The organism is Micromonospora sp. CNZ296, assembly GCF_007827635.1.
In genome coordinates this window covers 69,505-87,721 of sequence record NZ_VISW01000005.1, presented here as the reverse complement: position 1 = coordinate 87,721, position 18,217 = coordinate 69,505, and the positions used below count along the sequence as shown (strand labels likewise).

The following is an 18,217-nucleotide window of genomic DNA, read 5'->3' as shown; positions in this document are numbered from 1 at the left end:
GCGGGGCGGGGTGGGTCAGAAGGCTCGGGTGTACTGGTCGGGCCAGGCCGGGGTGGCGCCGAGCTTGGCGGCGGCGCGGCGCGGCCAGTACGGGTCGCGCAGCAGTTCCCGCCCCAGCAGCACCAGGTCCGCCTCGCCGCCGGCCACGATCTGCTCGGCCTGCTCGGGCTCGACGATCAGGCCCACGGCGCCGGTCGACACGCCGGCGTCGCGGCGGATCCGGGCGGCCAGCGGCACCTGGTAGCCGGGGCCGACCGGGATGGACGCCTGGACGGCCGCGCCGCCCGAGGACGTGTCGATCAGGTCGACTCCGGTGGCGGCCAGTTCCCCGGCGAGCACCACGCTGTCGTCGACGGTCCAGCCGTCGTCGGTCCAGTCGGTGGCGGAGATCCGGGTCAGCACCGGCACGGACTCGCCGACGGCGGCGCGTACCGCGCGGGCCACCTCCAGGGTGAGCCGCATCCGGGCGGCCCGGTCACCGCCGTAGCCGTCGGTGCGCCGGTTGGTCAGCGGGGACAGGAACTCGTGCAGCAGGTAGCCGTGCGCGGCGTGGATCTCCACGGCGGCGAACCCGGCGTCGAGCGCCCGTCCGGCGGCGGTGGCGAACGCGTCCACCACGGCCGCGATGCCCGCCTCGTCCAGCGCGGTCGGTGTGCGGTACTCCGGCACGAACGGCTGGTCGCCGGGGCCGACAGGGGTCCAGCCGCCCTCGGCGTCCGGCACGCCGCCGCGCCGCGGGGCCCACGGCCGGTACGTGGACGCCTTGAACCCGGCGTGCGCGAGCTGCACGGCCGGGACCGCGCCGTGGGCGGCGACGAACGCGGTGATCGGCCGCCACGCGTCGACGTGCGCGCCGGACCAGAGCCCGATGTCCTGCGGGCTGATCCGGCCCTCGGGCACCACAGCCGTCGCCTCGGTGATCACCAGTCCGGCCCCGCCGACCGCGCGGGAGCCGAGGTGGACCCGGTGCCAGTCGGTGGGCAGGCCGTCGGGCCCGGCGCTGTACTGGCACATGGGCGCCAGCGCGATCCGGTTGGGCAGCGTGACGCCGCGCAGGGCGAGCGGGGTGAACAGGGCGCTCATTCTCGGATCCTCCGGTCGTGGCAACGGGTGCGCCTCCTTCTCAGGAGACGCACCCGAAGGGGTGTGGATCAGGCGGGTACGGGGTCGAGCCGCTCGGTCTCGGCGGGCTCGATCAGGTCGCGCTTGCCGGCCGAGTCGTACGCGGCCCGGTCGAGCGTGCCCTCCCGGGCGGCCACGATGGTCGGCACCACGGCCTGCCCGGCCACGTTGGTGGCGGTACGGATCATGTCCAGGATCGGGTCGATGGCCAGCAGCAGGCCGGCCCCGGCCAGAGGCAGGCCCAGCGTGCTCAGGGTCAGCGTCAGCATGACGATCGCGCCGGTCAGGCCGGCGGTCGCGGCCGAGCCCACCACCGAGACGAACGCGATCAGCAGGTAGTCGGTGACGCCCAGGTTCACGCCGAAGACCTGCGCCACGAAGATCGCGGCGAGCGCCGGGTAGATGGCGGCGCAGCCGTCCATCTTCGTGGTGGCGCCGAACGGCACCGCGAAGGAGGCGTACTCGCGGGGGACGCCGAGGCGCTCGACCGAGCGCTGGGTCACCGGCATGGTGCCCACCGAGGAGCGGGAGACGAACGCCAGCTCGATGGCGGGCCAGGCGCCGGCGAAGAAGCGCAGCGGGTTGAGCTTGCCGGCCACCGCGAGCAGCACCGGGTAGACCACGAACAGCACCAGCGCGCAGCCGACGTAGACGGCTGTGGTGAACTTCGCGAGCGGGGCGAGCAGGTCCCAGCCGTACGAGGCGACGGCGTTGCCGATCAGGCCGAGCGTGCCGATCGGGGCGAGCCGGATGACCCACCAGAGCGCCTTCTGCACGATCGAGAGCAGCGAGCGGTTGAGCGCCACGAACGGTTCGGCGGCGTCGCCGACCAGCAGCGCGGCGGCGCCCACCACCAGGGCGAGGAAGACGATCTGCAGGACGTTGCCCTCGACGAACGCGCCGACCGGGTTGGTCGGGACGATGCCGGTGAGGAAGTCGATCCAGGAGCCGGTGGTCTTCGGCGCGGTGGCGCCGGCCGGGTCCAGGTTGACGCCCCGGCCGGGGTCGGTGAGCAGGCCGAGGCCGATGCCGATGCTCACCGCGATGAGCGCTGTGACGCCGAACCAGAGCAGCGTCTTGACTGCCAGCCGGGCGGCGTTGGCGACGCCGCGCAGGCTGACCACGCTGACCACGATGGCGGTGAAGACCAGCGGCGGCACGGCGAGCTTGAGGAGCTGGACGAAGAGGCCGCCGACGGTGTCGAGCGTGCTGGTCAGCCAGGCGAGGTCGGCGGCGCGGGCGAGGAAACCGAGCGCCACGCCGAGCACGAGGCCGAGCAGGATCTGGACGGAGAAGGGGATTCTGCGCAGGGCGGAAGTCATGAGGACGGATCCAAGGTCTGGAGAGGGAAGGCGGGCGTCGGGGCGTGGAGCTACGCCGGACAGACGCCGCTGGCCTGCCGTCGCAGATCGACGTACAGGCGCTCGGTGAGGCACCAGACATTGGTCATCGTCGCGACACGTTACTCCCGCCCCGGGCCGGAACGGAAGGACCGTCGCCGGTGAGGCTCCTTACAGCCAGGTAGCCGGAGGTGACCAGTCCCCAGGCGGCGACCACGACCAGCAGCACCCGCTCCGACACCCCGAGCAGCGCGCTGCGCCCGACCAGGAGCAGCGCCGCCGCTACTACGGCGGCCACCGGCAGCGCCACCGCCGCGCCGACCGCGGCGATCCGCCGCAGCCCCTGGTCCGCCGCCGGGGAGAACAGCAGTACGAGCATGGCGAGCACCACCGCGGCGGTCGCCGCGATGCTCGCACCGCCGTGCACCAGGTCGGCCACCGTTGTGGCCTCGAACGGCGGCAGCGGGCAGCCCTCGCTGCACGTGACGGCGCCGGAGAGCACCGTGGCGACCGCGCCGACGCCGAGCAGCCCGGCCGCCGCCCGCAACCCCGGTGGCAGCGCCCCGGCGAGCAGCAGCAGCGACGCGGCCACCGAGAAGATCCCGATCCGGTACGCCCCGGCGTACCCGCTGTCGGTGATGCCCGCCTCACTCACGTACGCGATGGGGCCCGGGCCGGGACCGGCGATCACCGCGACAGTCACCGCTGCCGCGCCGGCTGCCAGGCAGACGGCGGCGAACGCGGCGGCGATCCGGCGGCCGGTGTCCTCAGCCACGTCCGTGCGGGGTGGTCCAGCCGGACAGGTCCGGCCCCAGCGGCACGATCCGGGTCGGGTTGATCATGTCGTGGGTGGCGTAGTAGTGCCGCTTGATGTGGTCGAAGTCCACCGTCTCGCCGAAGCCCGGCGTCTGGAACAGGTCCCGCGCGTACGCCCACAGCACCGGCATCTCGGTGAGCTTGCGCTCGTTGCACTTGAAGTGGCCGTGGTACGCCACGTCGAAGCGCACCAGCGTGGTGAACAGGCGCACGTCCGCCTCGGTGATCGCGTCGCCCATCAGGTAGCGCCGCCCGGCCAGCCGCTCGCTCAGCGCGTCGAGGCGGGCGAACAGCGCGGTGAACGCCTCGTCGTACGCCTCCTGGGAGGTGGCGAAGCCGCACCGGTAGACGCCGTTGTTGACGTCCCGGTGGATCTCCGCCATCAGCGCGTCCATCTCCGGGCGCAGCTCGACCGGGTACAGATCCGGCGCGTCCGGCGCGTGGAACCGCCGCCACTCGGTCGAGAAGTCCAGCGTGAGCTGCGGATAGTCGTTCGTCACGACTCGTCCGGTGAGCGTGTCCACGAGCGCCGGCACCGTCACCCGGCCGGTGTAGTCCCTGTCGGTGGACAGATACGCCTCGGACAGGAAGCCGATGCCGAGCACCGGGTCGAAGCCGTCCGGGTCGAGCGCGAACCGCCAGCCCCGCTCGTCCCGGATCGGGTCGACGGTGCCCAGCGAGATCACCTCGTCCAGCCCGAGCAGGCCGCGCACGATCCGGGCCCGGTGCGCCCACGGGCAGGCCCGGCACCAGATCAGCCGGTAGCGGCCCGCCTCCAGCGGCCAGCGTCCCTGCTCGTCCGGCCCGCCCCCCTCGGGTGACGTGGAGTGCGGAGTGACCCGGCCGGTGAACCGGTTGGGCTGGCGGACGAACGCGCCGCCACCGCTGGTCTCTGCGCTGAACTGGGCCCCGGACATGCGGCAAACCTATCCGCTCCGGTCACGGATATCCTGGCGCCGGGTACCCCCGCGACCCGCCGACCGACCCCTTCCCACCCCCGAAGGACGTACGCGCGATGACAGTGGCCTATCTCGTTGCCGGAGTCCGCACCCCGATCGGCCGGTACGCCGGCGCGCTGGCAGGGGTCCGCCCCGACGACCTGGCCGCGCACGTCGTCCGCGAGCTGGTGGCCCGCCACCCCTCGGTCGACTGGGCCCGCACCGACGACGTGATCCTGGGCTGCGCCAACCAGGCCGGCGAGGACAACCGCAACGTGGCCCGGATGGCCGCGCTGCTCGGCGGCCTGCCGGAGGAGGTGCCGGGCAGCGCCGTCAACCGGCTCTGCGGCTCCGGCCTGGACGCGCTCGCCTCCGCCGCCCGCGCGATCGTCGCCGGGGAGGCCGACCTGGTGGTGGCCGGCGGCGTGGAGAGCATGAGCCGCGCGCCGTTCGTCATGCCGAAGGCGGCCACGCCGTTCGCCCGCACCGCCGAGGTGTACGACACCACGATCGGCTGGCGGCTGGTGAACCCGCTGATGCGCAAGGGGTGGGGCATCGACTCGATGCCGGAGACGGCGGAGAACGTGGCAGCGGAGTTCGGCGTGGACCGGGCCGCGCAGGACGCCTTCGCGTACCGGTCGCAGCAGCGGGCCGCCAAGGCGCAGGCCGACGGCCGGCTGGCCGAGGAGATCGTCCCGGTGACGGTGCCCGCGGGCAAGCGCGAGACGAAGCTGGTCGAGGCCGACGAGCACCCGCGCGAGACGTCGCTGGAGAAGCTCGCGGCGCTGCCCACCCCGTTCCGCGAGGGCGGCACTGTGACCGCCGGCAACTCCTCCGGCGTCAACGACGGCGCCGTCGCGCTGCTGGTCGCCTCCGCGGCCGCCGTCGAGCGCTACGGCCTCACCCCGCTGGCCCGGGTACGCGGTGCCGCGTCGGCGGGCGTACCGCCACGGATCATGGGCATCGGCCCGGTCCCGGCGACCCGCAAGCTGCTCGACCGGACGGGCCTGTCGCTCACCGACGTGGACGTGATCGAGCTGAACGAGGCGTTCGCCGCACAGTCCGTGGCGGTGCTGCGCGAGCTGGGCCTGCCGGAGGACGCCGAGCACGTCAACCCGGGCGGCGGGGCGATCGCGCTGGGTCACCCGCTCGGCGCCAGCGGCGCCCGGCTGGCGTTGACCGCCGCGCTGGAACTGCGCCGCCGGGGCGGCCGGCGGGCGCTCGCCACCATGTGCATCGGTGTCGGCCAGGGCATCTCGCTGCTGCTGGAGTCGGCTGCCTGACCCGGGCCGCCGGCATCGCCTCCAGTGGATCTCCCGAACCCGGCCGTACCGGCCTAGAGTGGTCTGGACCACATGATCCGCCATCGACGGCGGACGACGACCTGGGGGACCGAGCGATGCAGACGCCGGAGAGCCTGCCCACCGAGATCGACCTGACCCGGCCGAGCGCCGCCCGGGTCTACGACTACTTCCTCGGTGGGGCGCACAACTTCGAGATCGACCGGCAGCTCGCCGAACAGATCGCGGCGATGACGCCGAACCTGGCCGCCACCATGCGCTCCGGGCGGGAGTTCCTGCGCCGGGCCGTACGGGTGCTGCTCGACGCCGGCATCGACCAGTTCCTCGACGTCGGCTCCGGCATCCCCACCGTCGGCAACGTGCACGAGGTCGCCCAGGCCGCCGACCCGGACGCCCGCATCGTGTACGTGGACATCGACCCGGTTGCCGTGGCGCACAGCCACGAACTGCTCGCCGGCAACGACCGGGCCACGGCGATCCTGGCCGACCTGCGCGAGCCGAAGCTGATCCTGGACCACGCCCGCGCCAGCGGCCTGATCGACTTCGACCGGCCGCTGGGCATCCTGCTCGCCGGCGTGGTGCACTTCGTGCCCGACGCCGACCGCCCGGCCGACATCCTGGCCACGCTGCGCGCCGCCGCCGCACCCGGCAGCTACCTGGTCATCTCCCACTCCACGTTCGAGGACCAGCCGCAGGAGATGCTGGACGCGCAGCGGCTGTCGGCGCGTACCGCCACCGAGATCACGCTGCGCTCGCGGGCCGAGATCACCGGCTTCTTCGGCGACTGGACGATCCTCGAACCGGGCGTCGTGCACATGCCGCTGTGGCGGCCCGACTCCCCGTCGGACGTGGACGAGCACCCGGAGCGGTTCGGGGCCTTCGGCGGCGTCGCCCGGCACGACCGCGCCGACGGCTGAGCCCCATGCGCGCCCCGGACAGCGACGGGGGAGACGTCAGCCGGCCCGGCGCCGCCGCGTACGCCGCCGAGTGGGCTCGCGCGGTGCGCCGTATCGGGTTCGTGCCGCTGAGCGCGGCCGAGACCGAGCGCCTGCTGGTGCCGCTCACCGAGCGACTCGGCGAGGCCCTGCTCGCCCCCACCTTCTCCGCCCGCCCGGCGGAGGAGGTGGGGCGTGCCCTGGTCCAGGCGCACCTCACCGAGCCCGGCGTGCTCGACTGGTCGGTGCAGGCGCTCGGCGACCGGTTCCTGCCCTGGGTGCTGCCGTCGCGCACCGAGTCGCCGGAGCTGCGTGAGCGGGTCGCGCTGCTCCAGGGCGCGTTCGCCGCCGGGTTCGCCCGCGCGCTGCGCGACCGGGTCTTCAGCCAGCAGGAGCGGATCGCCCGGTCCGCGTGGCAGGCCCGGGACACCGTCGAGCAGGCGCTGCGGGACAGCGAGGCGCGGTTCCGGGCGGTCTTCACCGGCGCCGCCATCGGCATCGGCATCGCCGGGGTGGACGGGCAGATCATCGAGGTCAACCAGTCGTTCGCGGACATGCTCGGCTACGCCGTCGCGGAGATGCGGCGGATGAACGTCTCGGCGTTGTTCCACCCCGACGACGCGGCCGGGATGTGGGAGCTGTACCAGGAGCTGATCGAGGGCAAGCGGGACAGCGCGCGGGTGGAGAAGCGCTACTACCGCAAGGACGGCAGCGTGGTCTGGACCGACCTCGCGGTCTCGCTCATCCGGCACGACGACGGCCGGCCCCGGTTCACCGTGGCGATGGTGGAGGACATCACCCAGCGGTACGAGTTGCAGCAGCGGCTGCGCTTCCAGGCGCTGCACGACCCGCTGACCGGCCTGCCCAACCGGACGCTGTTCTTCGAGACGCTCGGCGACGTCTTCGACGGCGCCGGTCCGGAGCAGCGCGTCGGGCTGTGCTTCATCGACCTGGACGGCTTCAAGGCGGTGAACGACAGCCTCGGCCACGACCTGGGCGACCGGCTGCTCAAGGTGATCGCCCGCCGGCTCAGCGACTGCGTGGCCGGGCGCGGCCACCTGGTGGCCCGGATGGGTGGCGACGAGTTCGTCATCCTGGTCGACTCCGACGGCGGCATCGACGACGCGGTGGAGGTCGCCGAGCTGGCGCTGGCCGCGGTGTCCGCGCCGGTGCACGTCGGTGACCAGCAGCTCGCCGTGTCGGCGAGCATCGGCATCGTGGAGTGCCCGGCGGCGGAGACGAGCGTCGGCGACCTGATGAAGGCCGCCGACACCACGCTCTACTGGGCCAAGGCGGAGGGCCGGGGCCGCTGGGCGGTGTACGACCCGGAGCGCAGCGCCGCCGACATCGCCCGCTCCGCGCTGGCCGCGAACCTGCCCGCCGCGCTGGACCGGGGCGAGTTCGTGCTGCACTACCAGCCGATCGTGTCGCTGCTGGACGGCACGATGGTGGCGGTCGAGGCGCTGGTGCGCTGGCAGCACCCGGAGCTGGGGCTGATCGGGCCGGACCGGTTCATCGGGCTGGCCGAGGAGACCGGCCTGATCGTCCGGCTCGGCGCCTGGGTGCTGCGTCAGGCGTGCCGCGACGCCGAGTCGTGGCGGCGCGCGTACCCGGACACCACGCCGGTGGTGAGCGTCAACCTGGCCGCCCGGCAGGCCGACGACCCGGCCATCGTGGAGACGGTGGCGGAGGCGTTGCAGCACACCGGCCTGCCGGCCGAGCTGTTGCAGCTGGAGCTGACCGAGAGCGCCGTCATGGGCAGCGCCGGCGAGCCGCTGCGGACGCTGCACCAGCTCGCCGGCCTCGGGCTGCGGCTGGCCATCGACGACTTCGGCACCGGCTACTCGAACCTCGCGTACCTGCGGCGGCTGCCGATCCACTGCGTGAAGCTGGCCGGCCCGTTCGTCGAGGGGATCCGGGGTGACGGCGGGGACGCGGTCGCCGACCATCGGGACGAGCGGATCGTGGACGCGCTGGTCCGGCTGGCGCACGCGCTGGAGCTGTCGGTGACGGCCGAGGCGGTGGAGACCGAGGTGCAGGCCGAACGGCTGCGGGCGCTGCGCTGCGACACCGGGCAGGGCCGGCTGTTCGGGGCCCCGATGCCCGCCGACGGCATCCGCGCCCGCCTGGGCGGGTAAGGAAGGGCCCCCTCTTAACGCCTCCGGTAGAGGAGGGGGCCCCGCTTAGCACCTCCCGCGCACGCGGCAGGCGAGGAAGGGAGAACCGGTGAGCCTCACCGATTCGCAGGCCGTGGTGTCGGTGGTCGCCGCGCTGGCGATCGTCGCCGGACTGGCCGGGGTGGTGGTGCCCGGGTTACCGGCGCTGCCGCTGTGCTGGGGCGGCGTACTGGTGTGGACGCTGTTCGGCGACGCCGGGCCGGGCCGCTGGGCGGTGCTCGCCGCCGCCACGGCGATCGCCGCCGGTGGCACCGTGCTCAAGTACCTCTGGCCGGGGCGCAACCTGAAGCGGACCGGCGTGCCCACCACCTCGCTGCTGGCGGGCGGCCTGCTCGGCGTGGTCGGGTTCTTCGTGATCCCGGTGGTCGGGCTGCCGATCGGCTTCGTCGGCGGGATCTTCGGCGCCGAACGGCTGCGGCTCGGCGACACCCGCCTCGCCTGGCCGGCCACGGTGCAGGCGCTCAAGGCCGCCGGGTTGTCGATGGTCCTGGAGTTCACCGCCGGCCTGATGATCGCCGCGCTGTGGGTCGCGGGGCTGCTGTTCGTCTGACCGTCGCCGGACCACCCGGCGGCTACCCCACCGGTACGGTCGACCGGATGCGGACAACAGTCCTGGGCGGCCTCGGCGCCTTCCCCACCGCCCACCAGGCCTGCGCCGGCTTCCTCGTCGAACACGACGGCTTCCGGCTGCTGATCGACCCCGGCTACGCGACGCTGCAACCGTTGCTGGCGCTCACGAGGGCGGAGCACGTCGACGCCGTCTACGTCAGCCACGGCCACCCCGACCACTGCGCCGACCTGCAACCGCTGGTCCGCGCCCGGGTGCTCGCGAACCGGTCCGGGCCGCCCCTGCCGGTGTACGCCCCCACCGGCAGCCTCGCCGGACTGCTCGCGATCGACGAGCCGGGCCTGCTCGAACCCGGGTACCGGCTGACCGGGTTCACCCCGGGGGAGACGCTGCGTCTCGGGCCGTACGAGGTGCGGACGTTCGCGTTGCCGCACTGGGTGCCGAACGCCGGGGCCCGGTTCTCGGCGGCGGGCCTGGTGCTCGCCTACACCGGGGACACCGGACCCAGCCCGGCGCTGGTGGAGCTGGCCCGCGACGCGGACCTGCTGATCGCGGAGGCGACCTATCCGGACGACATCCCGCAGCGGCACGAGGGGAACCTGTCCAGCGCCGTCGAGGTCGGCCGGTACGCCGCCGAGGCCGGGGTGCGGCGCCTGCTGCTCACCCATCTCTGGCCGGGGACGGAGCCGCGGGAGGCGCTGGCCGCCGTACGGCGCGGGTTCGCCGGCCCGGTGGAGGTGGCTGCGCCCGGCTTGACCGTGACCGTCGGCCGGTAGGGAGCGGCGGCGCGGGGCGTCCGGAGGGTACGGCCGATCGCCGTACTTCAGTGAGAGAGAGGTGGACGCCGCGCGCCGCCGCGGACCGGGCGTTGCCGAGCGCCCGGTGCCGGCCCGTCGGGTCGGGCCTGGTCACGCCCACAATGATGCCCCCGGTGGGATCCGGCGACAACGCAATTACCGGCGCGCGTATTGACCACCTTGATCGGCCGGGAGCACACTGCGAGCACTCGCACGAGGATCGCCTCGAGGAGGTGTGCAGTGGCCACGACGCCCGCGCCGACCGCCGAGCAGCCGATGGACGACGACGCCCGACGACTGGCCGAACTCGGCTACAAACAGGAGCTGCGCCGCAAGTGGAGCGGCTTCTCCAACTTCGCGATCTCGTTCTCCATCATCTCGATCCTGGCCGGCTGCTTCACCACGTTCGGCCAGGCGTGGAACAACGGCGGCCCGGTGGCGATCTCCTGGGGCTGGCCGCTGATCTCGCTGTTCATCCTGATCATCGGCTTCTGCCTGGCCGAGCTGGTGTCCGCGTACCCGACCGCGGGCGGGATCTACTGGTGGGCGGCGACCATGGGCCGGCCGGTGCACGGCTGGTTCACCGGCTGGCTCAACCTGATCGGGCTGGTCGCGGTGACCGCGTCGGTCGACTACGGCTGCGCCACGTTCCTCAACCTGACGCTGTCGGCGCTGTTCGACGGCTGGGCCGGCACCGGGCACCAGACGTTCGGGCTGTTCGTGGTGATCCTCGCGCTGCACGGGCTGATCAACATCTACGGGCACCGGATCATCGACGTACTCCAGAACGTCTCGGTCTGGTGGCACGTGGCAGGCGCGGCCGCCGTGGTGCTGATCCTGGTCCTCGTCCCGGACAACCACCAGAGCTTCCAGTTCGTGTTCACCGAGCGGTTCAACAACTCCGGCTTCGGTGACGGCGACACCGGCGGGCTGGCGTTCTGGTTCTACGTGCTGCCGCTGGGCTTCCTGCTCACGCAGTACACGATCACCGGCTTCGACGCCTGCGCGCACGTCTCCGAGGAGACCCGGGGCGCGTCCAAGGCCGCCGCGCAGGGGCTGTGGCGGTCGATCTTCTACTCGGCGGTGGGCGGCTGGATCCTGCTGCTGGCGTTCCTGTTCGCGGCCACCGACGTGGACGCGATCAACGAGGCGGGCGGCTTCTCCGGGGCGATCTTCGAGAGCGCGCTGACGCCGTTCTTCTTCAAGGCCGTCATCATCATCTCCACCATCGGGCAGTTCTTCTGCGGCATGAGCTGCGTGACGTCGATGTCGCGGATGGCGTACGCGTTCAGCCGGGACCGCGCTGTGCCCGGCTGGCGCCTCTGGTCGAGGGTGAACCGCAACGGCACGCCGGTGAACGCCATCATCGGCGCGACGCTCGCCGGGCTGGTGCTCACGCTGCCCGCGCTCTACCAGCGCGGCGGCATCCCGGTCGCGTTCTACGCGGTGGTCTCGGTCGCGGTGATCGGGCTGTACCTGTCCTTCATCATCCCGATCTTCCTGCGGCTGCGGATGGGCGACCGGTTCACCCCGGGCCCGTGGACGCTCGGCCGCCGCTACAAGCTGCTCGGCTGGATCGCGGTGGTCGAGATCGCCGTCATCTCGGTCTACTTCGTGCTGCCGATCGTCCCGGCGGGTGTGCCCGGCAACCCCGACTTCAGCTGGACGGCTGTCAACTACGCGCCGATCGCGATCGGTGGCGTGCTGCTCGGCGTCGCCATCTGGTGGTACGCCTCGGCCCGCAAGTGGTTCACCGGCCCGCGCCGCACCGTCGACCAGGCCGATCCGGAGCCGGAGCCCGCCGAGCCGTCGTAGCTGTCGGTGGGGCCTGCCATGATCCGGCGATGGACTCGGAAGCGGTGGTACGCGCGTTGTGGGATCGCATGCAGGCCCGGGACTGGACCGGCGTCGGCGACCTGCTGGCCGACGACGTGGTCGTCGAGTGGCCGGTCAGCGCCGAGCGGATCGTGGGCCGCGACAACTACGTGAAGGTCAACGCCGAGTACCCGGAGGGCTGGTCGATCCGGGTGCTGCGGGTGGTGGCGTCGGGCGACACGGTGGTGTCCGAGGTGGAGGTGCCGCACGAGGAGATCGGCGTGCACCGCGTCGCGTCGTTCTGGACCGTGTGCGACGGGCGGATCGTCGACGGCCGGGAGTACTGGACGAGCCTCGGCGCGGACCCGTCACCGCAGTGGCGATCCGCCTGGGTCCAGCCGATCTGACGCCGCCGGCTGTCCGCGTACCTCCGGGGTCACATCGTGGGGCGGCGGTGGGTGAGCGGGAAGCGGAGGATGCGGTCGTCGCCGGCCGCCGGGGTGCCGCGGCCGTCGCGGTTGCTGGTCGCCACCCACAGCGCGCCGTCCGGCGCCGCCTCGACGGTACGCAGGCGGCCGTAGGTGCCGGCCAGCTCCGCCACCGGTACGCCCACGCGGCCGGCGGGGTCGACGGGCACCGCCCAGAGCCGGGCGCCCCGCAGCGCGGCGACGTAGAGCGTGCCCCTGGTGAACGCGGCGCCGCTCGGGGACGCCTGCGCGGGCGGCCAGACGACGACCGGGTCGCGGAACCGGGGGTCACCGGCGACGCCCTCGACGAGCGGCCAGCCGTAGTTGCCGCCGGGCACGATCCGGTTCACCTCGTCCCAGGTGCTCTGCCCGAACTCGGTGGCGAACAGCCGCCCCTGCCGGTCCCAGGCGAGGCCCTGCACGTTGCGGTGGCCGTAGCTGTAGACGAGCGAGCCGGGGAACGGGTTGCCCGGCGGCACGCCGCCGTCCGGGCGGATGCGCAGGATCTTGCCGTTGCGGCTGGTCAAGTCCTGTGCGCGGGCGGCCACCCCGGCGTCGCCGATCCCGGCGTAGAGCATGCCGTCGGGGCCGAACGCGATCCGGCCGCCGTCGTGCACGGCGCTGCGGGCGATGCCGCTCACCAGCACCTGCGGCGCCCGGGACGAGCCGAGTCGGAACCGGACGATCCGGATGTCGGTCGCGGTGGTGTAGGCGGCGTAGACCCACCGGTCCCGGCGGTACCCGGGGGAGACCGCGAGCCCGAGCAGGCCCGCCTCGCCGCCCGCGGCCACGTCGGCGATCCGGGCCACCTGCCGGGCCGGGCGTCCCGGGCGTACGCGCAGGATCGTCCCCCGGTCCCGCTGCGCGACCAGGGCGCTGCCGTCGGGCAGGAAGTCAAGCCCCCACGGCGCCTCCAGCCCGGTCGTGACGACGCGGGGGCGGGTCAGGTCGTAGCCGGACCAGCCGGCACGTCCGTCGAAGCCGCGCAGGTCGAGCACGACCGGGCGCTGCTGCGCGCCCGCGGGGACCGGCCGGTCCGGGCCGTCCGCGGGTCGCTCGCCGGTGGGCCGGTCGCCCGCGTGGGCGTCGGTCACGGCGAGCACGATGGCGAGGACGGCGGCGACGACGGCGACGGTACGACGACGCATGTGTGCTCCTCGGTTTCGCCACCGGCCCCGCCGGGGCATTGACGGTGATCCGGTTTGCCAGTAGACCTTGGTGATGGAGGCCCCTGATGAAGCAAACGCCGCTCTCGCTGGAACAGTTGCGGGTCGCCGTCACCGAGGGTGAGATCGACACGGTGGTGCTCGCCCTCACCGACATGCAGGGCCGACTGCAGGGCAAGCGGTTCCACGCGCCCTACTTCCTCGACCAGGTGGTCACGCACGGCAGCGAGGGCTGCAACTACCTGCTCGCCGTGGACGTCGACATGAACACCGTCGACGGATACGCGATGTCGAGCTGGGAACGCGGCTACGGCGACTTCGCCATGCGCCCCGACCTGGACACGCTGCGCCGGACGCCCTGGCAGCCCGGGTCCGCGCTGCTGCTGGCCGACCTGGAGTGGCTGGACGGCTCCGGCCCGGTGGTCGCCTCTCCCCGGCAGATCCTGCGTAGGCAGCTCGACCGGCTGGCCGCGCACGGGCTGACCGCGTACGCCGGCACCGAGTTGGAGTTCGTGCTCTACCGCGACTCGTACGAGGAGGCGTGGCAGCGCGGCTACCGCGACCTGACCCCGGCCAACCAGTACAACGTGGACTACTCGCTGCTCGGCACCGCCCGGGTCGAGCCGCTGCTGCGCCGCATCCGCACCGAGATGGCCGGCGCGGGGCTCACCCCGGAGAGCGCGAAGGGCGAGTGCAACCTCGGCCAGCACGAGATCGCCTTCCGGTACGACGAGGCGGTGCGCTGCGCCGACCACCACGTCATCTACAAGAACGGCGCGAAGGAGATCGCCGCCCAGGAGGGCATGGCGATCACGTTCATGGCGAAGCCGAACGAGCGGGAGGGCAACTCCTGCCACATCCACTTCTCGCTGCGCGACGCCTCCGGAGCGTCGGCGATGCTGGGTGACGGGCCGGCGCACCTGAGCGTCACCGGGCAGCGGGTGCTGGCCGGGCTGCTCGCCACCATGCGCGAGTTCAGCCTGTTCTTCGCGCCGAACATCAACTCCTACAAGCGCTACCAGCCCGGCTCGTTCGCGCCGACCGCGCTGCGCTGGGGCACCGACAACCGCACCTGCGCGCTGCGGCTGGTCGGGCACGGGCAGGGGATGCGGGTGGAGAACCGGGTGCCGGGGGCCGACGTCAACCCGTACCTGGCGATCGCCGCGCTGGTGGCCGGGGCGGTGCACGGCATCGAGAACGAGCTGGAGCTGGCGGAGGAGTGCACCGGCAACGCGTACGACGACCCGGACGCCGAGCGGGTGCCCACCACGCTGCGCGACGCGCTGGAGCTGTGGCAGCGCTCGGAGGTGGCCCGGGCGGCGTTCGGCGACGAGGTGGCGGCCCACTACGCCAACCAGGCGAAGGTCGAGCTGACCGCCTTCGACGCCGCGGTGACCGACTGGGAGCTGACCCGTGGCTTCGAACGCCTCTGACCTCGCCGCACTCCCCGCCGCCGCGCCCGCCCTCGCGCCCCGCTCTCGACGTCGATCTTGCACTTGCGGCCCTCGGCGCGGGTGTTGTGCGGCTTTCGCCGGGGCAGCAACTGCAAGATCGCCGAGGTGAGGGGAGGGGACCGCGTGGGTGAGGTGATCTCGCCGGTTGACGGGGCGGGGATCGGGGTCGTTCCGGGGTGCTCCGTTGCGGACGTGGATGAGGCTGTCTCGCGGGCGGCTGCCGCGTTCGAGTCGTGGCGTCGGGTGGCGCCGGGGGATCGGGGGCGGCTGCTGCGGCGGTTCGCGGCCCAGGTCGACGCGCACCTGGAGGAGCTGGCCCAGCTGGAGGTGCGCAACGCCGGGCACACCGTCGGCAACGCGCGCTGGGAGGCGGGCAACGTCCGCGACGTGCTCGACTACTACGCGGGCGCGCCGGAACGGCTGACCGGGCACCAGATCCCGGTGCCCGGCGGGCTCGACGTCACGTTCCACGAGCCGCTGGGCGTGGTCGGCGTGATCGTGCCGTGGAACTTCCCGATGCCGATCGCCGGCTGGGGATTCGCCCCGGCGCTCGCCGCCGGCAACACGGTGGTGCTCAAGCCCGCCGAGCTGACCCCGCTGACCGCGCTGCGCCTGGCCGAACTGGCCCGCGACGCCGGCCTGCCCGACGGCGTGTTCACAGTGCTGCCCGGCCGGGGCAGCGTGGTCGGCGAACGGTTCGTCACCCACCCGGCGGTCCGCAAGATCTGCTTCACCGGCTCGACCGAGGTCGGCACCCGGATCATGGCCGGCTGCGCGGCCCAGGTGAAGCGGGTGACGCTGGAGCTGGGCGGCAAGTCGGCGAACATCGTCTTCGCCGACGCGGACCTGGAGAAGGCGGCGGCCACCGCGCCGTACGCCGTCTTCGACAACGCCGGCCAGGACTGCTGCGCCCGCTCCCGGATCCTGGTCCAGCGCCGGGTGTACGACAGGTTCCTGGAACTGCTCGAACCGGCCGTGCGGGCGTTCCGGGTGGAGGACCCGGCCCGGGAGAGCGCCGAGATGGGCCCGCTGATCTCCGCCGCGCACCGGGACCGGGTCGCCGGGTACGTCGACGGCGCGGACGTCGCATTCACCGGCTCGTGCCCCGACGGCCCCGGCTTCTGGTACGCCCCGACTGTGCTGCTCGCCGGCTCCCCGGCTGACCGGCACTGGCGGGAGGAGGTCTTCGGCCCGGTCGTCTCGGTGCTCCCGTTCGACGACGAGGCCGACGCGATCCGGCTCGCCAACGACACCGAGTACGGGCTCTCCGGCTCGATCTGGACCCGGGACGTCGGGCGCGCGGTGCGGGTGGCCCGCGCCGTCGAGTCGGGCAACCTCAGCGTCAACTCGCACTCCTCGGTGCGCTACTGGACCCCGTTCGGCGGGATGAAGCGTTCCGGCCTGGGCCGGGAGCTGGGTCCGGACGCGCTGCACGCCTTCACCGACGTCAAGAACGTGTTCATCGGCACCGAGGAGTGATCACAGTGCAGGGACGGCTTTCCGACCGGGTGGCAGTGGTGACCGGCGCGGGCAGCGGCATCGGGCTGGCCACCGTACGCCGCTTCGCCGCCGAGGGCGCCCGGGTGGTCTGCGTGGACATCGACGCCGACGCCGGCACCCGGGCCGCGCAGGAGGTGGGTGGCGAGTTCGTCGCCGCCGACGTGGCCGACGAGACGGCGGTGCGTGACCTGTTCGACGGGGTGGTGCAGCGGCACGGCCGGGTGGACGTGTCGTTCCACAACGCGGGCATCTCGCCGCCTGAGGACGACTCGATCCTGGAGACCGGCCTGGACGCCTGGGAACGGGTGCTGCGGGTGAACACCACGAGCGTGTACCTGTGCTGCAAGTACGTCATCCCGCACATGCGCCGCCAGGGCAAGGGCTCGATCATCAACACCGCCTCGTTCGTGGCGCTGATGGGCGCTGCCACGTCGCAGATCGCGTACACGGCGAGCAAGGGCGGGGTGCTGGCGATGACCCGGGAGCTGGGCGTGCAGTTCGCCCGCGAGGGCATCCGGGTCAACGCGCTGTGCCCCGGGCCGGTGGCCACGCCGCTGCTGCTGGAGCTGTTCGCCAATGACCCGGAGCGGGCCGCCCGGCGGCTGGTGCACGTGCCGATGGGCCGGTTCGGCGACCCGGCCGAGATCGCCGCCGCTGTGGCGTTCCTCGCCAGCGACGACGCCTCGTTCATGACCGCAGCGCAGTTCGTCGTCGACGGCGGCATCACCGGCGCGTACGTCACCCCCCTGTGAGCGCGAGGAGTGAGCCGGTCTTGCGAGCCCCGCAGTCGCGAACCAGGTCGGCATTGTGAGCGCGAGGAGTGAGCCGGTCTTGCGAGCCCCGCAGTCGCGAACCAGGTCGGCATTGTGAGCGTGAGGAGTGAGCCGGTCTTGCGAGCCCCGCAGTCGCGAACCAGGCTGGCACTGTGAGCGCGAGAAGGCCGGTCATCGGCATCACCGCGTACGTCGAGCCGGCCGGCTGGGCGGTGTGGCGACGCTTGTGCCGCACGCGTACGTCCGCTCGGTCACCGCGGCGGGCGGCCGGGCCGTCGTGCTGCCCCCGGACGACGCCGACGCGGACGTGCTGGGGCTGCTGGACGGGCTGCTGCTGGCCGGCGGCGCCGACGTCGGGCCGGAGCGGTACGGCGAGCCGCCGGACCCGCGTACCGAGAGCCGGCCGGAGCGCGACGCGGGGGAGACGACGCTGCTGACCGCCGCGCTCGCCGCGGACCTGCCGGTGCTGGGTGTGTGCCGGGGGATGCAACTGCTGGCGGTGGCGTACGGCGGCCTGCTGCACCAGCACCTGCCGGACGTGGTCGGGCACGACGGGCACCGTCCCGCGCCGGGCGTCTACGGGTCGCATCCGGTGCGCTTCGCCGCCGGCAGCCGGGCCGCCGAGGTGATGGCCGGGGTGGACCGGGTCAACTCGTACCACCATCAGGCGGTGGCCGACCCCGGCGGCCTGGCGGTGACCGGCTGGGCCGACGACGGGGTGATCGAGGCGGTGGAGGATCCGGCGCGGCGGTTCGTGCTCGGGGTGCAGTGGCATCCGGAGAACGAGGCCGAGCCGCGGCCGGTGGCCGCGCTGGTCCGGGCCGCGATGTCGGCCAGATCACACACCCGCGTTTCGTAGGTGCGGACAGCCGAATCGGCGGCCCGCCGACCAGGCGAGGACCGCCCGAGTCGCCCCGGAGCGTCGGTTACGCCAGGATGAGGCGGAGGTAAGCAGCGTCGAACGGTGCGGGTGCGTTACGTTGCTCGTCCGTCGGGGTAGTAGGCGGGGACGGTCGGCGGAGAATCGCCGGCCGTCATGATCATGGCC

General features: G+C 73.2%; 15 protein-coding genes and 1 pseudogene. 11 read left to right on the top strand and 5 right to left on the bottom strand.

Going from position 1 to position 18,217, the window contains the following annotated elements; translation table 11 throughout:
• Window positions 1-15: 15 nt before the first annotated feature.
• From FB455_RS10565 to FB455_RS10550, 4 genes are all read right to left on the bottom strand, one after another.
• Window positions 16-1,083, bottom strand: coding sequence for an NADH:flavin oxidoreductase/NADH oxidase (locus FB455_RS10565; RefSeq protein ID WP_145753132.1), 1,068 nt, complete (start codon window positions 1,081-1,083; stop codon window positions 16-18).
• A gap of 68 nt (window positions 1,084-1,151) precedes the next feature.
• The gene (locus FB455_RS10560; protein WP_186461575.1) at window positions 1,152-2,432 is read right to left on the bottom strand and encodes a dicarboxylate/amino acid:cation symporter; all 1,281 of its coding nucleotides are present in this window, start codon (window positions 2,430-2,432) and stop codon (window positions 1,152-1,154) included.
• A 136-nt stretch (window positions 2,433-2,568) separates the two neighbouring features.
• Window positions 2,569-3,237, bottom strand: coding sequence for a DUF998 domain-containing protein (locus FB455_RS10555; protein ID WP_145753130.1), 669 nt, complete (start codon window positions 3,235-3,237; stop codon window positions 2,569-2,571).
• On the bottom strand, window positions 3,230-4,195 hold the full coding sequence (locus FB455_RS10550) for a glutathione S-transferase family protein (protein ID WP_013284636.1): 966 nt from the start codon (window positions 4,193-4,195) through the stop codon (window positions 3,230-3,232). Before FB455_RS10550 ends, FB455_RS10555 begins: the two co-directional genes overlap by 8 nt.
• A 98-nt stretch (window positions 4,196-4,293) precedes the next feature.
• Here FB455_RS10550 and pcaF point away from each other — a divergent pair, with 98 nt between their 5' ends.
• From pcaF to FB455_RS10515, 7 genes are all read left to right on the top strand, one after another.
• Window positions 4,294-5,499 carry a 3-oxoadipyl-CoA thiolase gene (gene pcaF / locus FB455_RS10545; RefSeq protein ID WP_145753128.1) on the top strand — a complete coding sequence of 402 codons (1,206 nt, stop codon included), beginning with the start codon at window positions 4,294-4,296 and terminating at the stop codon, window positions 5,497-5,499.
• 116 nt (window positions 5,500-5,615) lie between these two features.
• Window positions 5,616-6,434 carry an SAM-dependent methyltransferase gene (locus FB455_RS10540; RefSeq protein ID WP_013284638.1) on the top strand — a complete coding sequence of 273 codons (819 nt, stop codon included), beginning with the start codon at window positions 5,616-5,618 and terminating at the stop codon, window positions 6,432-6,434.
• A 5-nt stretch (window positions 6,435-6,439) separates the two neighbouring features.
• On the top strand, window positions 6,440-8,590 hold the full coding sequence (locus FB455_RS10535) for a putative bifunctional diguanylate cyclase/phosphodiesterase (protein WP_013284639.1): 2,151 nt from the start codon (window positions 6,440-6,442) through the stop codon (window positions 8,588-8,590).
• An 88-nt stretch (window positions 8,591-8,678) separates the two neighbouring features.
• Window positions 8,679-9,179, top strand: coding sequence for a DUF456 domain-containing protein (locus FB455_RS10530; RefSeq protein WP_013284640.1), 501 nt, complete (start codon window positions 8,679-8,681; stop codon window positions 9,177-9,179).
• Window positions 9,180-9,226: 47 nt separating this feature from the next.
• Window positions 9,227-9,973, top strand: a complete 747-nt coding sequence (locus FB455_RS10525; RefSeq protein ID WP_013284641.1) for an MBL fold metallo-hydrolase — start codon at window positions 9,227-9,229, stop codon at window positions 9,971-9,973.
• Window positions 9,974-10,234: 261 nt separating this feature from the next.
• Window positions 10,235-11,809: an amino acid permease gene (locus tag FB455_RS10520; RefSeq protein WP_145753126.1), complete on the top strand. Its 1,575-nt coding sequence runs from the start codon at window positions 10,235-10,237 to the stop codon at window positions 11,807-11,809.
• A 29-nt stretch (window positions 11,810-11,838) separates the two neighbouring features.
• Window positions 11,839-12,216, top strand: a complete 378-nt coding sequence (locus tag FB455_RS10515) for a nuclear transport factor 2 family protein (protein WP_145753123.1) — start codon at window positions 11,839-11,841, stop codon at window positions 12,214-12,216.
• A gap of 29 nt (window positions 12,217-12,245) precedes the next feature.
• On the opposite strand, the gene FB455_RS10510 is transcribed toward FB455_RS10515, so the two are convergent.
• Window positions 12,246-13,424 (bottom strand): PQQ-dependent sugar dehydrogenase, encoded by a 1,179-nt coding sequence (locus FB455_RS10510; protein WP_145753121.1) that lies wholly within the window; start codon window positions 13,422-13,424, stop codon window positions 12,246-12,248.
• Between the two features lie 86 nt (window positions 13,425-13,510).
• On the opposite strand from FB455_RS10510, the gene FB455_RS10505 reads away from it, so the two are divergent.
• The 4 genes and pseudogenes from FB455_RS10505 (at window position 13,511) to FB455_RS10490 (ending at window position 18,028) form a co-directional block, all read left to right on the top strand.
• A complete protein-coding gene (locus FB455_RS10505) occupies window positions 13,511-14,875 on the top strand; it encodes a glutamine synthetase family protein (RefSeq protein ID WP_145753119.1) in 1,365 nt (454 codons plus the stop codon).
• A 144-nt stretch (window positions 14,876-15,019) separates the two neighbouring features.
• Complete coding sequence (locus FB455_RS10500; protein WP_145753117.1) at window positions 15,020-16,375, top strand: aldehyde dehydrogenase family protein; 1,356 nt, start codon at window positions 15,020-15,022, stop codon at window positions 16,373-16,375.
• Window positions 16,376-16,380: 5 nt separating this feature from the next.
• On the top strand, window positions 16,381-17,148 hold the full coding sequence (locus tag FB455_RS10495; RefSeq protein ID WP_145753114.1) for a 3-oxoacyl-ACP reductase: 768 nt from the start codon (window positions 16,381-16,383) through the stop codon (window positions 17,146-17,148).
• Between the two features lie 173 nt (window positions 17,149-17,321).
• A pseudogene (locus tag FB455_RS10490) lies at window positions 17,322-18,028 on the top strand (gamma-glutamyl-gamma-aminobutyrate hydrolase family protein).
• Window positions 18,029-18,217: the final 189 nt, after the last annotated feature.

What these genes read in the sequence shown, in the direction of transcription:
- FB455_RS10550 (WP_013284636.1), bottom strand. Translation starts at nt 4,195, where the DNA reads ATGTCCGGGGCCCAGTTCAGCGCAGAGACCAGCGGTGGCGGCGCGTTC.
- FB455_RS10515 (WP_145753123.1), top strand. Translation starts at nt 11,839, where the DNA reads ATGGACTCGGAAGCGGTGGTACGCGCGTTGTGGGATCGCATGCAGGCC.
- FB455_RS10525 (WP_013284641.1), top strand. Translation starts at nt 9,227, where the DNA reads ATGCGGACAACAGTCCTGGGCGGCCTCGGCGCCTTCCCCACCGCCCAC.
- FB455_RS10535 (WP_013284639.1), top strand. Translation starts at nt 6,440, where the DNA reads ATGCGCGCCCCGGACAGCGACGGGGGAGACGTCAGCCGGCCCGGCGCC.
- pcaF (WP_145753128.1), top strand. Translation starts at nt 4,294, where the DNA reads ATGACAGTGGCCTATCTCGTTGCCGGAGTCCGCACCCCGATCGGCCGG.
- FB455_RS10505 (WP_145753119.1), top strand. Translation starts at nt 13,511, where the DNA reads ATGAAGCAAACGCCGCTCTCGCTGGAACAGTTGCGGGTCGCCGTCACC.
- FB455_RS10565 (WP_145753132.1), bottom strand. Translation starts at nt 1,083, where the DNA reads ATGAGCGCCCTGTTCACCCCGCTCGCCCTGCGCGGCGTCACGCTGCCC.
- FB455_RS10510 (WP_145753121.1), bottom strand. Translation starts at nt 13,424, where the DNA reads ATGCGTCGTCGTACCGTCGCCGTCGTCGCCGCCGTCCTCGCCATCGTG.
- FB455_RS10540 (WP_013284638.1), top strand. Translation starts at nt 5,616, where the DNA reads ATGCAGACGCCGGAGAGCCTGCCCACCGAGATCGACCTGACCCGGCCG.